14 protein-coding genes are annotated in these 16,371 nt (G+C 54.5%); 11 read left to right on the forward strand and 3 right to left on the reverse strand.

Annotated features, from left to right (window positions below):
• Positions 1-116: 116 nt before the first annotated feature.
• Positions 117-1,844 (reverse strand): phosphoenolpyruvate--protein phosphotransferase, encoded by a 1,728-nt coding sequence (ptsP, locus tag TRESADRAFT_RS07140; protein ID WP_002704270.1) that lies wholly within the window; start codon positions 1,842-1,844, stop codon positions 117-119.
• 286 nt (positions 1,845-2,130) lie between these two features.
• Between ptsP and TRESADRAFT_RS07145 the strand changes: the two genes are divergently transcribed.
• The 5 genes from TRESADRAFT_RS07145 (at position 2,131) to TRESADRAFT_RS07165 (ending at position 5,913) form a co-directional block, all read left to right on the forward strand.
• Positions 2,131-2,685, forward strand: a complete 555-nt coding sequence (locus TRESADRAFT_RS07145; protein WP_159100040.1) for a TetR/AcrR family transcriptional regulator — start codon at positions 2,131-2,133, stop codon at positions 2,683-2,685.
• 15 nt (positions 2,686-2,700) lie between these two features.
• Complete coding sequence (rsmI, locus tag TRESADRAFT_RS07150) at positions 2,701-3,408, forward strand: 16S rRNA (cytidine(1402)-2'-O)-methyltransferase (protein WP_002704277.1); 708 nt, start codon at positions 2,701-2,703, stop codon at positions 3,406-3,408.
• Between the two features lie 24 nt (positions 3,409-3,432).
• Complete coding sequence (locus TRESADRAFT_RS07155) at positions 3,433-3,729, forward strand: flagellar biosynthesis anti-sigma factor FlgM (RefSeq protein WP_002704279.1); 297 nt, start codon at positions 3,433-3,435, stop codon at positions 3,727-3,729.
• 171 nt (positions 3,730-3,900) lie between these two features.
• Positions 3,901-5,058 carry an iron-containing alcohol dehydrogenase gene (locus tag TRESADRAFT_RS07160; RefSeq protein WP_002704281.1) on the forward strand — a complete coding sequence of 386 codons (1,158 nt, stop codon included), beginning with the start codon at positions 3,901-3,903 and terminating at the stop codon, positions 5,056-5,058.
• Between the two features lie 9 nt (positions 5,059-5,067).
• Entirely contained in the window at positions 5,068-5,913 is an 846-nt protein-coding gene (locus TRESADRAFT_RS07165; protein ID WP_002704283.1) for a TrmH family RNA methyltransferase, read from the forward strand.
• A 20-nt stretch (positions 5,914-5,933) separates the two neighbouring features.
• Here the strand turns inward: TRESADRAFT_RS07165 and TRESADRAFT_RS07170 are convergent, their stop codons facing one another.
• A complete protein-coding gene (locus tag TRESADRAFT_RS07170; protein ID WP_245534334.1) occupies positions 5,934-7,349 on the reverse strand; it encodes an HDOD domain-containing protein in 1,416 nt (471 codons plus the stop codon).
• Positions 7,350-7,798: 449 nt separating this feature from the next.
• On the opposite strand from TRESADRAFT_RS07170, the gene TRESADRAFT_RS07180 reads away from it, so the two are divergent.
• The 6 genes from TRESADRAFT_RS07180 to TRESADRAFT_RS07210 all read left to right on the forward strand — a co-directional run bounded on the left by TRESADRAFT_RS07180 (position 7,799) and on the right by TRESADRAFT_RS07210 (position 15,067).
• Complete coding sequence (locus TRESADRAFT_RS07180) at positions 7,799-9,070, forward strand: hypothetical protein (RefSeq protein WP_002704293.1); 1,272 nt, start codon at positions 7,799-7,801, stop codon at positions 9,068-9,070.
• 164 nt (positions 9,071-9,234) lie between these two features.
• Positions 9,235-10,002, forward strand: a complete 768-nt coding sequence (locus tag TRESADRAFT_RS07185; RefSeq protein ID WP_002704295.1) for a Nif3-like dinuclear metal center hexameric protein — start codon at positions 9,235-9,237, stop codon at positions 10,000-10,002.
• A gap of 39 nt (positions 10,003-10,041) precedes the next feature.
• On the forward strand, positions 10,042-10,560 hold the full coding sequence (gene lspA / locus TRESADRAFT_RS07190) for a signal peptidase II (RefSeq protein ID WP_002704297.1): 519 nt from the start codon (positions 10,042-10,044) through the stop codon (positions 10,558-10,560).
• Complete coding sequence (locus TRESADRAFT_RS07195; protein ID WP_002704299.1) at positions 10,557-10,859, forward strand: hypothetical protein; 303 nt, start codon at positions 10,557-10,559, stop codon at positions 10,857-10,859. The genes lspA and TRESADRAFT_RS07195 overlap by 4 nt, the downstream gene beginning before the upstream one ends.
• Before the next feature lie 342 nt (positions 10,860-11,201).
• A complete protein-coding gene (locus TRESADRAFT_RS15115) occupies positions 11,202-12,977 on the forward strand; it encodes a methyl-accepting chemotaxis protein (RefSeq protein ID WP_050985057.1) in 1,776 nt (591 codons plus the stop codon).
• A gap of 239 nt (positions 12,978-13,216) precedes the next feature.
• Complete coding sequence (locus TRESADRAFT_RS07210; RefSeq protein WP_217169684.1) at positions 13,217-15,067, forward strand: [Fe-Fe] hydrogenase large subunit C-terminal domain-containing protein; 1,851 nt, start codon at positions 13,217-13,219, stop codon at positions 15,065-15,067.
• Between the two features lie 171 nt (positions 15,068-15,238).
• On the opposite strand, the gene pta is transcribed toward TRESADRAFT_RS07210, so the two are convergent.
• A complete protein-coding gene (gene pta / locus TRESADRAFT_RS07215; protein ID WP_002704306.1) occupies positions 15,239-16,264 on the reverse strand; it encodes a phosphate acetyltransferase in 1,026 nt (341 codons plus the stop codon).
• Positions 16,265-16,371 lie beyond the last annotated feature (107 nt).

The raw sequence follows: 16,371 nt of genomic DNA on the forward strand, positions 1-16,371 counted from the left end.
CGGATTGCGGGCTGCGGGGGATAAAGGCGGGCGCGTGTATCAATAGACCTGTTCTGAAACTGTTGTCTCCGAACAGCCTTGATGAACCGCTTCCGATTTCCGCGCCCGCGTTCAGATTAGAATTTGTTGAATTTGCTTTCCGAAAGCCCTTCGAGCTCCTGAACGGTGAAGCGCGACAGAAGCTCCTTCACCTTCGAGATTTTTGTCGGGCTCATGCTCAGGTTCCGTATTCCCATTCCCGCGAGAACCATCACGCTCTCGTTCTTGCTCGCCATCTCGCCGCAGACGGAGACCGGAATTCCCGCGCTGCTCGCCTCGCTGACCGTGCGCTGGATGAGGCGGAGCACTGCGAGGTGGAATTCGTCGTAGAGCGGGGCGACGGCGGCATTTTCACGGTCGACGCCAATCGTGTACTGCGTCAGGTCGTTCGTTCCGATTGAGAAGAACGCCGATTTCTTTGCGAGGCAGTCGGCGATGATGGCGGCCGCGGCTGTCTCGACCATTATCCCGATGGGAACGTCCTCCGCAAAAGGAATTTTCTCCTCGCGGAGCTCCTCCTTCGCCTTTTCCGCAATCTTCAGCGCGGCGGTCACCTGCTCGACGCTCGTGATGAGGGGAAGCATGATTTTGAGGTTGCCGTGGACTCCTGCCCTGAAAAGCGCGCGGAACTGCGTCTTGAGCTGGTTCGGGTTGGCAAGGCTCTGCCGTATCGCGCGCAGCCCGAGAAGCGGGTTTTTTTCCGACTCGCTGCTCGCGTCCGCCGGAGAGATTATCTTGTCGCCGCCGGCATCGAGCGTCCTTATCGTGACGGGCTTTCCCTTCATCGTCTGGAGAACTTTCTTGTACGCCTGATATTGTCCTTCCTCGCTGAACGCGGTCGTGCGCGTGTGCGCCTGGCTTATCTCCGATTTCGATTCCGTCATGAAAAGGAATTCCGTCCTGAAAAGCCCGATTCCGTCCGCGCCTTCGTTTTTGGCGATTTCCGCCTCTTCGACGGTCCCGATGTTCGCCAGTATGTTGAATTTCGTCCCGTCCTTTGTCTGCGCGGGTTTGTCCCTGAACCGCTCGAGGTATTCCTTCCGTCCGCGCTCCGCCTCGATTTTCTTCTCGTATTCCCTGAGCGAGTCCGCATCGGGGGAGTTGATGACCTCGCCCGCATCTCCGTCGACGATTATCGTCTCGCCGTTCTTGATTTCCTGCGTGGAGTAGTCGAGCGCGAAGACTGCCGGAATCCCGTAGTTCCGCGCGAGAATTGCGACGTGCGACGAGACTCCGCATTCGACGAGCGCAAGCCCCGCTATTTTCCGTTTTGAGAGGACGATTGTGTCGCTCGGGCTCATCGTCTTCGCGACGATGACGGCTCCGTCCGGAACGCTGTCTATTTTGAACGGGTGGAAGTCGAGCAGGTCGTCGAGGACGCGCCCGAAAACGTCGATGACGTCCTCCGCGCGCTCGGCAAGGTATTCGTTCCCGCTCGAGCGGAGCATCTGCGCCGATTCCTCGACTTTTTGGTTCAGTATGAATTCTATGTTGTAGTCGTTCTCGTCGAACGATTTTTTGACGCTCTTTATGAATTCCGGGTCGTTCAGCATCATGAAATATGTCTCGAAGATTTCCTTCTGGACTTTGTTGCTCGGAACGGACGTGTCTGAAACCGCGTCCATCTGCGCGGCTATCTGCGTGATGACGGTCGCGACAGAATTATCGAATCGCTCAAGCTCTTTCTTCTTGTCCCCGGGAAGAATTCCCACCTGAGGAATCACGCGCTTTTCCGATGCCGGGATGACGAACGCTTTCCCGATGCCAACTCCAGACGATGCCGATGTTCCTAAGAATAAATTCATGATAAGCAAGTGTACAATTATAAGAAAATGCTGTCAAATGATTCTTTTGTTTACCGTTGTTTTGAAAATCTTTGAAATGAATTGAAATTCTCCTCATTTTTTGCGAGATATTTGAGAAAAAATCATGTTTTTTGTTCGGAATAATCCATTGCTGGTTGGAAAATGTTGTTTTACGATGTCTGTAAATTTTATGTAAATTTTAAGCAAACACATTCGGAATCAGCTCGTTCGTGCTTGGGGCGTGCGGCCTGCTCGCGCGGGCGGCGTTCCTGCCGATATAATGGGGATGAAAAGAGAGCGGATTTCAAAGCAGCGGATAATAGAAGCGTTCGTGTCGGAATCATTCACGAGGGGAGCGGAAGGGACGTCGCTTTCCGACATCGCTGCCGCGCTCGGGATAAAGAAATCGTCCCTCTACAACCATTACCCGAACCGCGAGGCAATCGTCTCCGACGCGCTTTCGTATTGCGGCGGCCTTCTTTGCGCGCGGATTCCGCTTTGGCTCGAAGAGGCTCGCGCGCATTCCTGCGATTTCCTTTTTGCCTTCGCGCGCGCGTTGTTCGCGGATTTCGGCTCGGGGCAGCTTGTCGAGGCGGTGTCCCTTGTCGAGTCGGAGAAATTTTTCGACGACGTGGCGTTTTCCGTGTCGAGCCGCTTCAAGGTCGGGATGGTCGGCGCGCTTTTTCCCGTGCTCGGTGCCCGCGCGGAGGGATTTGTCGGAGCGCTCTGCCTGATGCTGGACGATTACGTCTCGGCAGGAAAGATGATGGCGCGCCGCGGCTGCGGAATTGAGGTTTCCGAGGAGAAACTCCGCGCCCTTATCAACGGATTCTCAAGGTGATATAATTTTTTGCGAATGGCTACTTTATATATTGTTGGAACGCCGATAGGAAATCTCGGTGACATAACGTTCCGCGCGGTCGAGACGTTCAAGAGCGTCGATGTGATTGCCGCGGAGGACACAAGGCATACTCTTCAGCTTCTGAACCATCTCGGGATAAAGAAGCCGCTTGTCTCGTGCCGCTCGCAGAACGAGGGCACGGCAGGGCAGAAGATAATAAAGATACTCGACGAGGGGCAGGACGTCGCATATGCGAGCGATGCCGGAACGCCGGGTGTGAGCGATCCGGGCGCTGTCCTTGCCGGAATGGCGCGCGCTGCCGGGCATAAGGTCGTCCCCATTCCCGGTCCAAGCGCGTTTGCCTCTCTCGTGAGCGTTGCCGGCGCCGGCGGAAAGACGCTCGTGTTCGAGGGCTTTCTCTCGCCGAAGCCCGGACGCAGAAGGAGCCGCCTCCGCGAGCTTCTCGCGACGGGGGATGCTGTCGTCCTTTACGAGTCGCCGTTCCGCGTCGTGAAGTTGCTGACGGACATTGCCGATATTGATGGCGGGAGAAGGGTCGTCGTCGGACGCGAGCTTACGAAAATCCACGAGGAAATCGTGGAGGGAACTGCCGCTGACGTGCGCGATGATTTTGCGGGACGGGACAAGGTTCTGGGGGAGTTTGCCGTGTTCATATCCGGTGTGAAGAAGGCTCAACTTTCTGGGGAATTTGCCGATAATTAATTCATCAAATAGGGCAGGTCGTTTATGATGTTGAACAAACTTGATACTTTTGGGGGAGTAAATCCCCTCAATACCGTACAGAACACACACCACGCAAGTAATAGGCCAGCGGGAATCGCCGTCAACGACTCGATAAGCGTTTCGGCTGAGGCGATGAGTGCTGCTGAGGCGTATTATTTGGATCAGGTTGCTGAAGAGACACCGGATGTTCGTTCTGACCTTATTGCATCGATCAAAGAAAAAATAAAGGATCCGAATTATCTCAATCCTGAGAGAATCGCATCTGCTGCAGACGGTCTTATGATGGCTTGGGGGCTTTGATCTGGATAATTGCGACTGCCCATCGTCCTTCGGTGGGCAATCTGTAATGGATTGCGGATTTTGCCTGTAATGCAAGGGAGTGCATTCTTTCAAATTTTCTTGATCAGGGGGCGGGCGCGCCCATTAAGACGGAATCCATTTTCCGTCTTTTTTTGTTGAGAGGTGTTTTTTATGGCGGATTTTACGTTCAAGTTGTCATCAAATATCATGCTCGGCTCTTATATGTCGAGCAGAATCGGGCAGTTTATTCTCGAATGCGGGAACAGGGTCATGTTCATCGTCGACCCGATTCTGAAGGAGAACGGTATTGCCGACAAGATAAAGCAGGCTTTGTCGGAGCGGCAGGTCGATTTCTTCATATTCGACGAAATTTCCGAGGGCGCCGTGACGAAGAGCATCGAGGCTGCCCTGAACCTCGCGAAGGAGGCGCACATCCATTCCGTGCTCGCGGTTGGCGGCGGGAAGACGATGTGCGTCGGGCGCGCCGTGGCGTCCGTCCTGAACGACATAATGGCGGGCAAGGATTTCTACACGCTTGTTGACGGCGCGCTTCCGGAGAAGAATCCCGTTCCGCTTATCTGCGTACCGACATCGCTTCGCGACGCATACATTTTTACCGACCGGATTCCCGTAATCGATTCACGTTCGTCAAAAACGAAGCTGATGCCCGCGCGCGACGGTCTGTGCTCCGTCGTCGTCTTCGATCCGAACCTGAACGTGACGCTCTCGCAGAACCAGACGAACTCGATTTCAATCGAGATTCTCTGTCTCGCAATCGAGGCGTATCTTTCCCAGAAGGCGAATTTCTTCAGCGACATGCTCGTCGAAAAATCGCTCGGCCTGATGCGCGGGGTGATGTTCGGAAGCGAGAATTCGTTCATGGCGGAGACGCAGGAGGAAATCCTCTCCCAGGCGGGATGCCTTGCGTCGCTTGCGGCGGGGCTCAGTTCCGTCGGGACGGCTTCGCTTCTTTCGCTCTGCATAAATTCGATATACAAGATTCCGCGCTCGCTCACCTCGTCAATCCTCCTTCCGTATGTGATTTCCGATTGCGCGAAGTTCAAGCTCGACCGCGTGAGCCGCATTTCGAGGATGCTCGGCGTTGCCGGCGACGGCGATGACGACGAGCAGGCGGCGAATGCGCTCGCGGAGTCAGTGAGGCAGCGCATCGCCCAGGCCGACCTTCCCGCGCGCCTCAAGGACCTCGGCGTCTCCATCGAGAACCTCGCGCTTGTCGTGGAGAATGCCGCGAAACTCGAATTCATCAATTTCCTTCCGCGCAGCATGAACAGCGACCTTTTGTTCGAGCTCGTGAAGGCAGCGTTCTGATTTTCCGCCATGATTGAGCCAGGAAAACTCAACACGCTTTCCCCCGGGCAGAAGCGCAGGAAGCTTGCGCTCACGTTCGGGGCGCTTGAGCGGGATATAGACGGAATTCCGGAGAAGGGGAGCGAGTATTCGTTCAAAAATATGCCGCGCGCGGAATACACGAAGCGGCTCGCGCAAATCGTCATCGATGACCCGTCGCTGCCGCCCGATGCGAGAGAGGAGCTTTCCGCGCTTGTGGGACGCGAGCCGTTCGACGTCGATGCGGAGCGGCGCACCTGCAACGTCGCGAGGAACAATCTGCTTGCTATAATCGGAACGTTTCCCGCGGAATGGGATCTCATAATCGCGCCGCACAAGACGGCAGCCGCCGGAACGGTCGCCGTGCGCGATTTTTTTCCGGGCGTCTGCGTCTATGCGGAGGATATCCGCTCTCCGTTCAACATCGGCTCGATTTTCCGGAGCGCGGAGGCGATGGGGGCCGAAAAGGTCATAATATCGCCGAGATGCGTTGACCCGTCGCACTCGAAATCGCTGCGGAGCGGGATGGGATGCGTCGAGACGATGGGATTCGAGCGCATGTCCGTAGGAGAGCTTTCCGATTACGCTGAAAAAGAAAATCTCCCAGTCTTTGTCCTTGAGACGGGCGGGGACGACATCAGGACGTTCGATTTTCCGGAGCGCGGGATTTGCATCATCGGCTCCGAGGAGCTCGGCGTCAGCCCCGAGGCGCTTTCCGCGGCGACATACGGGCGCGTGTCGATTCCCATGAAAGGGCTGAAGGCGTCGCTTAACGTCGGCGTCGCGTTCGGAATCCTGATGCAGAAATGGGCGGAGAGCCTTGCGTCAAGGAAATAGAGGCAAGCCCCCGTCTGAAATCAGAACGGCTCCTTCGCGAATTCGCTTGCGAGCTTTTCGGAAATCATCTTGAGCTGGCTTTGCGTCGTTATGTGGAACGAATTGAGGACTTCCTTGTCGAACTGGTAGAAATCGACTTCCTCTCTCTGGAAATGCGCGAGCATGTCCGCAAGGTATATGATGTTCGCCGTCGCCTTGTGTTCCGGGGCAGCAAGCTCCGGGTCGTGGTGGAAGCGGATTACGTTTGTTATGACTTCGGGGAAATTCCATTTTTCGGCGATGAGCGCGCCGATTTCGCCGTGGTTCACGCCCGCGACGAGCCTCTCGAAAACGTCCGTCGAGATGTCCTTTTTTACGCAGACCGATTTCATCCTTTCGTTCATGAGCGGGTGCACCGCCTCGAAAATAAGCTTGCCCATGTCGTGGAGAAGCCCGCAGATGTACGAGTCCTCCGCGATGGTCGCGCTTGTCGGGTAGAAATTCTTTGCCAGGTTGTACGCGTAGAAAGCGACGCGGTAGGAATGAATCCACATGTCCTTCCTGATTGATTTCTTTTCGTCGACGCCGTCGCCGAGCCGAGACAGCTCGTTTATAGACGCGATCGAGAGAAGCATGTTCTTTATGCCGTGTATTCCGACGAGCTTCACGGCTTCTGAGATGCTCCGGCAGGGAGATGCGAGCGCGAACGCCGCTGAGTTGACGAGCCGCAGCAAATCCGTCGCGAGCGAGACGTCGCTCGATATGATTGACGCGATTTCGCTCATTTTTGCGTTCGGGTCGTCAAGAAGGTTGTTTATGCGCGTTATGTTCTCGGGAAACTGCGGAAGATTGTCGATGAGCTTCACGAATTCATGCGACACGACGGAAAGCTCCTTCTGCGATTTTTCGTTTATCGGAAGGATTATCCGCGTTATCGTCTCGCCGTTCTCGCAGAGAACCTGATAGTTCTCCTCGGTAAGACCGACTTTCTCGAGCATCAGTATCATGATTATGATTCCGAGCCCCGCGCCTTCCGAATCGTCGAGAATCTGGTTCATCGCCTGGTCGACGGACGTGTACTGCTGCGCGCGGGAAAGCTTGTCGTGTATCCTCTTGTATTCGCGGAACGTCATCTCGGAATTGTTCCTGACTTCGAGCTTTATCTTGTTGTTCCTTGTCTGGAGGATGAATTTGACGTACAGCCCCGCGGCGCGCTGCATGTTCATGTACCTTTTTATGTCGCCGAGCGTGTCCTGCTTGAAGTTTTTCATCCCCTTCTCGTATTGGGCGTCGTCGGTTATGTCGAGCCCCTTTTCCTTGAAGTAGATTCGCTTCGTGTTCGCCTTTTTCGAATTCGTGACAAGCTCGTTCAGGCAGTATCGGAGGTATTCGTTCATCGAGCTTTGGTTGAGTTCCTTGAGGAATGCCGACAGAACTGCCTCCATGTATTCAACCATGTCCCTCGGAAGGGTGTAAGTCGTAATGGATAGAGGAATGCCGGCCCTTATGGCCATCTTGATTTTTGAAACATCCAAAGTAATGTTGCGGTTTGGCATGAATGCCTCTTTCTCACCTTTTTTAGATTTTGTTTTCTCCGGAAACTTGCATCCAACCCTCCGGTACGAAAATTCGTCTCTGATTATAACACACAATTTTTTTTTGAACAAACATCGCTTCCCGCCGGAACAAGGCAACCGCATTTTTGCTCATGTATAGAGTTTTCCCTGTTCCTCTTTGGATAAAAAACAACAGTGTTCGTTGCAAAGTCGTTTTTTCATCACTTCGGCTATGGAAAATTTTATAATGCGTTTGACCTGCCCGCCGGAAGAGCCTTCCCCAAAAAATGGGCAGGACTCCGTTTCGTGCATGGTGGAGTGGATGCGCGAATTCCTGTATCATTGTCCGCATGTTCGATTTGTTTTTGGGGCAGTGCCTTGTGCTGCTGCTGCTTTTTATATCGGGAGTCCGTGTTTTCTTCATCAAGAACCCGAAAATCGATGCCGCGACGGTCGTAAGCCCGTTTTCTTTCATCGTGTCGCTGCTCGTCATCGCCATCTGGGGCTTTTCCTATATTTCGCTCGCGCTGTGCTGCCTTTCGTTCGTCGTTTTCGTGACGAACCTCCGCGCTATTTTCAGGCTTTCCGCGGAGCTTTTCGTTGACCATTATTCCGCCGTGTTCATTGTCGCGTCCGTAATCGAGACTGTCCTGACTCTCGTTCTGGCGGCTGCCGTGCTGTATTTCCGGCCGGTGCGCTGCGTTCCCACGGATTTCGGCGTCGACAAGACCGTCCTCAGCGTTAACGGGAACGCCGCTTCCGGGTTCCGCGTCGATTCGGGGATTCTGCCGGAGACGCTTGAGGACGCCGATTTCTCGAAAGTCGCGGAGCTTTCCGATTTCAGCCGCGTGAAGGAATTCTTCTTGGGGCATTCCGTTTCGGGGACCGTCACGATTTATTCGCCGACGGAGAAAGTCGAGTGGATTTCGTCCGACGATTCCCTCCTCAACGGAATCGATTTCTTTATCGGGCCGCACGATGTCGTCGAGCCGTTCGAGAGCAATGATGACGAGCCTGCGGTCGAGGCGCTCAGCGCGGCGGAGGCTCCGCTCCTCATTTTCGTGGGAAGCGCGCTTGCCGAGACGTTCTGCTACGAGCCGTATTTCGTTTTTCTCGCGCAGAAAGGATTCACCGTCATCACGGCCGATTTCTTCGCGCCGGACATGCGCCTCTTCAACGACCGGCGCGATTCGCGGATATTCCGCCGTTTTTCCGTCGTCCGCGCGATGCTTGAGGGTGGCGAGGAATTCGAGCGCATCAAGGGCGAGATGGCTGCCTTCACGCAGAAGGGATACGAGGCTCTTTCGTCGCTCGTACTCGAAAAGTACGGGAACGAGCGGAAGGTCTTCTATATTACGGACGGGCTTTCGTCGGAGCAGATTTTCGCTTTCTCCGACAAATTCCCGGGGAGCGTCGAGGGTATGCTGCAGATGGAATTCATCCCGGAATACAAGAACGTGGGGCTGGGGTTCATCGAGCAGACGGACATCCTTCTCGCGCACCGGCTCGGAATCGCGCGGGACGGGGAATTCTTCATCCCGCGGTATTTGTCGTTCAAGACGGTGCAGCAGCTCGCCGGATTCGTCGCGGAGAAAAAAAGCAGGCGGAAGGTTTCGGATTGAGCTGTTTTTCGGCGTTCCTTTCCGAATCCCGGAATATCGTTGTCGAACAAGCCCGCCCGGAGATTTCCGTTTCGGGGCTGGCTTATTGAAATGCGATGCTCGAAATCGCGTTATCCTGTTCGGGCGTTTTTGCGCCGGACGGGTTTGATAATTTGGAGGAAAAAATGAATCTCATTGAGCTGAACAGGTTTTTCAACTCAATCCTTCACAAGGAGGATTTTTCGTCGGACATTTCGCTCAACGGAATCCAGATTGAGAATTCCGACCCGCGCGGAAAGGAAATACGCAAAGTGGCGTTTGCCGTCGACGCGTGCGAGGCTTCCGCGCTCCGCGCCAAGGATGCGGGCGCCGACGTCCTTTTTGTCCATCACGGGCTTTTTTGGGGACATTGCCAGACTGTGACGGGAACGCTCTACAAGCGGATTTCCCCGTTCATCAAGAACGACATCGCGCTGTGCGCCTACCATATTCCGCTCGACGCGAACGCGGAGGTCGGGAACAATTTCGGGATGGCGGCTCGGCTCGGTATTCAGGAGCCGCGCCCGTTCGGAAAATGGCGCGGGATGACGCTCGGCGCAATCGGCGAGCTTTCTGAAAGCGTCTCCGTCGACGCGCTTGCCCGGATGATGTTCCCGGACGGGGAGAAGCCGTCGCGGATTCTTCCGTTCGGAAAGAAGGAAATCAGGCGCGTGGCGATAATCTCGGGCGGTGCGGGCGACGACTTCGACCAGGCGGTGCGCGCCGGTGCGGACGCGTTCATAACAGGCGAGGTCGGCCACGAGCAGTTCCACGAAATCGAGGAGTCCGGAATCAACGTCATCGCGGGCGGCCATTACCAGACGGAAACGGTCGGCGTCCGCCTCATGATGGAGCGCGTCTCGAAGGAGCTTGCCCTTGAGACGGTGTTCATCGACATCCCGACGGGAATGTAGGAAATCAAAAAAGAAACATACGGAGATACATGTCAGAAAATGAAAAACAAAATTGAAAAACTTCTTCCGGTGGCGCTTCTCGTCGCCGTCGTCGTGTTCGATCAGGTTACGAAGCAGCTCGTCGTGGCGAACATTCCGGTGCATTCGGTGGGCGCGTCGTTCTTCGGCGATTTCCTGCGGATTGTCCTCGTCTACAATACGGGGGTCGCGTTCTCCATCGGGCAGGGGAGCGGCGAGATTGTCCGGCTAATCCTGTTCAAGATTCTCCCGATTGTCGCGCTCGGCTTCGTGATGGCGTTCTATTTTCTGAGCGACAAAATCACCCGCCTCCAGCGATGGGCGATTTGCGGAGTCGTGGGCGGCGGAATCGGGAACATAATCGACCGCGTTTTCAATCCGCACGGCGTCATCGACTTCATCGACGTGAAATTCTACGGGCTTTTCGGCTTCGAGCGGTGGCCTACGTTCAACATCGCCGATTCCGCCGTCGTCGTCTGCGGAATCCTCCTGTTCGTCTCCGTGATGCTTTCGAAAGGCGGGGAAGGAGCTGAGAAATGACGAGGGGCGAGAGGACTTTCATTTTCAACATCTGCGTTCTCGTCCTGAACATACTCATCGGGACGGTCATCGAGGTGTTCATCATTTTCGCGAGCGCGTTCATCCTTGCAGGCGCGCCGGAAAGCATCAGGCAGAGCGCGCCCGTCAGCGTCATCCTGCCGTTTTTGCTTCTCGCGGGGCTTCTCTGCGCGATTGCCGTGTCGCGGCTGTGCATTATCTGGGCGCTCGACAAATTCGACCTCCGCGACAAACTCGACCCCAAGCTCGTCACGCGGTATCCGCCGTCAAAAAAATCGTGACGGATTCAGATATCGGTTTTTTGCGACCTGCATAAACAAACGGATTCGTTCAGGACTAACGGCCTTCACTTTTTTAAAGTGGGCGATGGTAATCGCGAACAAATCCGTTTGCCTTAGGCGCTGTCCGGATTTCCCGTGCCATTCCGAACGGGGACCTTTGAAATCGCAATCCCGCGAAATTCCGTTCATCATGGCAAAATCCGAATCAGCCGTTTTTCAGGGCGAAGCCATGCAAAAAAAAGAAAAAATTGTCTTGAAAATATCCGGATGTACGGAATAGAATTTCTGCTCATAGGCCGATTTGAAAACGGCATTCATCCTAAGGCTTTTGAAGGGGTGTCTATGGCAGGAAAAAGGACGCTGTACAAGGACAAATTTGTCCCGATTATTCTTATCTCAGGAATGGCTTTGCTGCTGCTTTTCGCTTACAACGCGATTTCAAGGAACATGGCGAAGAACAACCTGACGCAGGTGCTGCGCGAGGAAGTGAACCAGAAGGGAATCATGATGGAGGATTATCTCCAGCCGGAAATCGCCCTGACGAAAAAACTCGCGTCCTCCCCGACAATCGTGCGCTTCTTCAAGAATCCCAACGACGCAGAAAACCGCGAGCGGGCGTTCGCCGAGCTCAGGAGCTATAAGGAGGCGTTTTCCTCGCATATAGTCTTTTGGGCGAACGACGTGGACAAGGAATTCTGGAACGACATGAAACTTGCCTATGTCGTTGACCCGAGCAATCCCGACGACTATTGGTACAACATGACGCTCCACAAAACAGACGTCTACAATTTCAACATAAACTACAACGCCGATATGGACATGACGTGCCTGTGGCTCAACGCGGTCGTGCGCGACGAAAAAGGAAATGCAATCGGCATGGCGGGAACGGGCATCGAACTCGACAACTTCATAAACAAATGCTACGAGACGCTGCGGAACGGAATCCACCTGTATTTTTTCAACGACGACAAGGAGATTACGGGCGCGCAGGACAAAGAGCTGCTTCTGGAGAAGGCATCGATAAAGCGCGTCTACAACGGAAGCGACGATTTTGACGCCTTGATGCGGGAGGCGCGCGATTTGGCGAGCAACTCGAACGGGCAGCACACGTTCAGGGTCAACGCGAAGGAATACGGCGTCATGCGCTATTTGTCGAGCTACGGCTGGTACCTTATTGCGACCGCCCCGACAAGCGCCGGAAAATCGAGCGGAAACATGGTGTTTTTGATTATCTGCATCGCGCTTGAGATTGTGTTTTCTGTTTTCGTTCTTTTCATATCGAAATTGCAGGCGATGATGAGGAAGGCGACTTCTGCGAGCAACCGCCTGATTGACGAGACGGAGGATCTTACCTCGTCATCGAAGGAAAACGCCGAGACAGCCCAGAACCAGAGCGCTGCCGTAAAGGAAATCGTCGCGACGATGGAGGACAATACCGCGCTGTCCGAGAATATCTCGAAAAAAATAAAGGACGTTACGAGCCTCGCGAACAAGACGTCGGAGGATGTTGCCGACGGAGTGCAGTACCTTGAGGAGAATGTCACGCAGCTCGGGAAAATCGCCGAGGCAAACCAAACGACGATTGAGGGAATCAAGGCTTTGGGCGACAAAATCGCGAAGATTTGGGATATCGTGACGCTTATCAATGCCGTCGCGGACCAGGCGAAAATCATCGCGTTCAATGCCGAGCTTGAGGCGTCGAGCGCGGGCGAGGCGGGGCACAATTTCCACATCGTCGCCACCGAAATCCGGCGCCTCGCGGACGGAATCATCGACGGGACGAAGGAAATCAAGGAAAGCATCACGGAAATTCAGAAAAGCTCGGACAGCCTGATTTTGATGAGCGAGAGCGGAACGGAACGGATAAAAGAGGGAGTCGATAACGCGAAGAGCCTTGAGAACCGGTTTTCGAGCATAAAAAACGCGTCGGAAATTACGGCGGGAAGCGCCGACGAGATTACGACGATTATTTCCCAGCAGGCTGTCGCGAGCGAGCAGATTCTGATTTCGCTCAAGCAGATTTCAGGCGGCGTTGACAAATTCAAGGAAGCGACCGCCGAGATTTCCGTCGCCTCCGAAAAATTGTCATCGATTGCCCAGGAGCTGCGCAGAAAATAGCATTTTTTCGGCATCGGCTCCGATGCCGAAAGCTATATATTATCTGAATTATTTTTGTATCTCCCTTGAACTGTGGTATAATCAGGAACGTGCGCGTTTTTAGTTGTACGTTCTATTTTTTATGTTTGGATTAGCCTATGAATGACTATTCAAGTGCGGAACATCTCCGACCCGTAATCAATGTCGATCCGGAAAAATGCTGTAACTGCCACCGATGCATCAGCGTCTGCCCTGTGAAAATGTGCAACAACGGTTCCGGAAGCTATGTGTCCATCAACCACGACCTGTGTATCGGTTGCGGAACCTGCATAGATGCCTGCGTGCACGGCGCGCGAACGGGAATCGACGACATGCCGGAATTCTTCCGCGACCTGAAGTCCGGAATTTCCATCGTCGCAATCGTCGCGCCTGCGGTTGCGGTCAACTTTTCGGGCAAGGACCTGAACCTTAACGGATGGCTCAAATCCGTCGGCGTGAGGGCGGTGTTCGATGTCGCGTTCGGCGCGGAGCTGACGACAAAAAGCTACGTCGAGCAGATAAAGAAAGAGAATCCCATGATTATGATTTCCCAGCCGTGTCCTGCTCTCGTCAGCTTCATAGAAATATACCGCCCGCAGCTGATTCAGTATCTGGCGAAAGCCGACAGCCCGATGGCGCACACGGTGGAATGTATCCGCCATTTTTATCCCGAATACCGCGACTGCAGAATAGCGGTCATCTCCCCGTGCTTCGCGAAGCGGCGCGAGTTCGACGAGAACGGAAGGGGCGACTACAACGTTACCATGAAGAATCTCGACCTCTATTTCAGGGAGCACAATATAGATTTGACCTCGTACCCGCAGGTCGATTACGACAATCCGCTCGCCGAACGCGCCGTTCTGTATTCGACGCCGGGCGGCCTCATGCGCACGGCAGAGCGTTTCGTTCCCGGAATTTCGTCGAAAACGAGGAAGATTGAGGGGCAGCCTGCGGTGTTCGAGTATCTTGCCGGTTTGGATCGCTCGCTTTCGTCCGGGTGCAAGCCGTATTATCAGCTCGTCGACTGCCTGAACTGCGAGAAGGGATGCAACAGGGGCGGCGGAAGCATAAACAACAACATGCCGCTTGACGAGCTTGAGGATTTGGTGGAAAGCCGCGCTCGCGCCAGGCAGGAGAAGTGGAGGACTGGCGGTAATCCGAGCAAGTTCGCGCTGAGGAAGCTTGAGAAGACGGTAAACGCGTACTGGAAACCAGCCATTTACGAGCGCGTGTATCAAGACCGCAGCGTTGCCGTGGAGAAATTCATAAAGGAGCCGAACGAATCCGAACTCCAGCAGGTGTATGAAAGCATGGGCAAGCACAGCAAATCCGACATCTACAACTGCGGTGCGTGCGGTTACAACAGCTGCGAGCAGATGGCGGTCGCCATTTTCAACGGGCTGAACAGAAAGGAGAACTGCCACCATTACGTCATGAACCTCGCAAATCAAGACCACGAGAAGGAAATCCGCGAGGCGATGAACAGCATCACCGAGGCAGTCCGTTCCGGAAGCGAGGCTTTGCAGAGCAATGTCCGCGACTTGCAGGAAATCAGGAACATGAACATGCTCACGACGGAGGGAATCAAGAAGCTGAACACGAAGATGAACGGCATCTGGGATATCGTCGGCATCATAAGCAACGTCGCAGACCAGACGAAAATCATCGCGTTCAACGCAGAGCTTGAGGCGTCCAGCTCCGGCGAGGCGGGAAAGAATTTCCATATCGTCGCGACGGAAATCCGCCGATTGTCCGACACAATCATCGACAGCATCAAGGAAATCAAGAACATCATCGACGAGATTCAGAACGCGTCGGACCGCCTCATCCTCGACAGCGAGAAGGGAACGCGCCAGATAGACGCCAGCTGCGAGAACGCGCGGTCCCTTGAGCGTGGGTTCGGAAGCATTATGGCAACGTCCCGGGCAAGCGGCGCCGAGAACGCTCAGGAAATCAAGAAATATGCGGGGCAGGTCGTCTCTTCCGGCGGCAAGATTTTCGACACGCTCCAGCAGATTGCGCACGGCATCGAGGAATTTTCCCAGAACACGTCTGCAACCTCCGATTCCTGACGAAAGCAATCCGAACGCAAAAACTCCTGTCCGATGCGGCAGCTCGTGGAATTTCCGTCGGGAAAATCGGCGAATCTGTAAAAAAATCGGCATTCCGCATCAGCGACAAGATGTCGCGTCAGCAAAATGCCGGACAATATGACGCGGCACCTTATATGGGTGCCGATTTTTTTATGCCTGAAGTGCCGTTACCGCGACCGTGTCGACGATTTCCTCGACGTTGCAGCCGCGCGAAAGGTCGTTGAGCGGCTTCGCGAATCCCTGGCAGACGGGGCCGATTGCCTTCCAGCCGCCCATGCGTGCCGCGATTTTGTAGCCGATGTTTCCTGCGTTGATGTTCGGGAAGATGAACGTGTTCGCGTGTCCTGCGACCGCGCTTCCCGGCGCTTTGAGCTCGCCGACTTCGGGGGCGATTGCCGCGTCGAACTGGAATTCGCCGTCAAGCGCGAGTTCCGGAGCCTTTTCGTGTGCGATTATCGTCGCGCGTGAAACTTTTCCGACTGTGTCGCCGTCTTTGGGGTCTGCGCCCGAACCTTTCGTTGAGAATGAGAGCATCGCGACGCGCGGTTCGATTCCCGCGATAGCCTTTGCAGTTCCGGCAGACGCGATTGCGATGTCCGCGAGCTGCTCTTCAGTCGGGTTGATGTTGATTGCGCAGTCGCCGAAAACCGCGATTCCGTCGGAGAGGTATTTGTTCCCGCCCTCGGGAGCGACCATGATGAAGCAAGAAGAGACGGTCTTGATTCCGGGTGCAGTCTTGATGACCTGAAGTCCCGGGCGGAGCGTGTTCGCCGTTGAGTGGCAGGCGCCTGAGACGAATCCGTCAGCGTCTCCGGCCTTGAGGATGAGCGCGCCGTACATCGTGTAATCTTTGAGAGCCGCCGCTTTTGCTGCCGCGACGTCAGCGTATTCGGGAAGACCCGTCTTCTTGTTGAGTTTTCCTTCGCGCGCCTTGTAGAGAATCTCCGCGTATTTGTCCGCGTTCGCGTCCGTCGTCGGGTCGACGATGTTCACTCCGCTCATGTCGAATCCGAATTTCTCTATCTCTGCCTTGTTTCCGAGGAGGATTATTTTCGCGATTCCTTCCTTAACGATGACCGAAGCAGCCTCGACAACGCGCTTGTCCTCGCCCTCGCAAAGAACGATTGTTTTTCCTGCCGCTTTTGCTTTTGCCCTGAGTTCCTTTACAAAATCCATAAATGACTCCTGAAAAATAAATTTGGTTTTAGAATATCACTATGAAAAACGAACCGCAATGTAAGGAAAATAAAAGTCCACTATGTTGAAAAAAGTCAACGGAAAAG

The organism is Treponema saccharophilum DSM 2985 (genome assembly GCF_000255555.1).
In the GTDB taxonomy this organism is placed as follows: domain Bacteria; phylum Spirochaetota; class Spirochaetia; order Treponematales; family Treponemataceae; genus Treponema_D; species Treponema_D saccharophilum.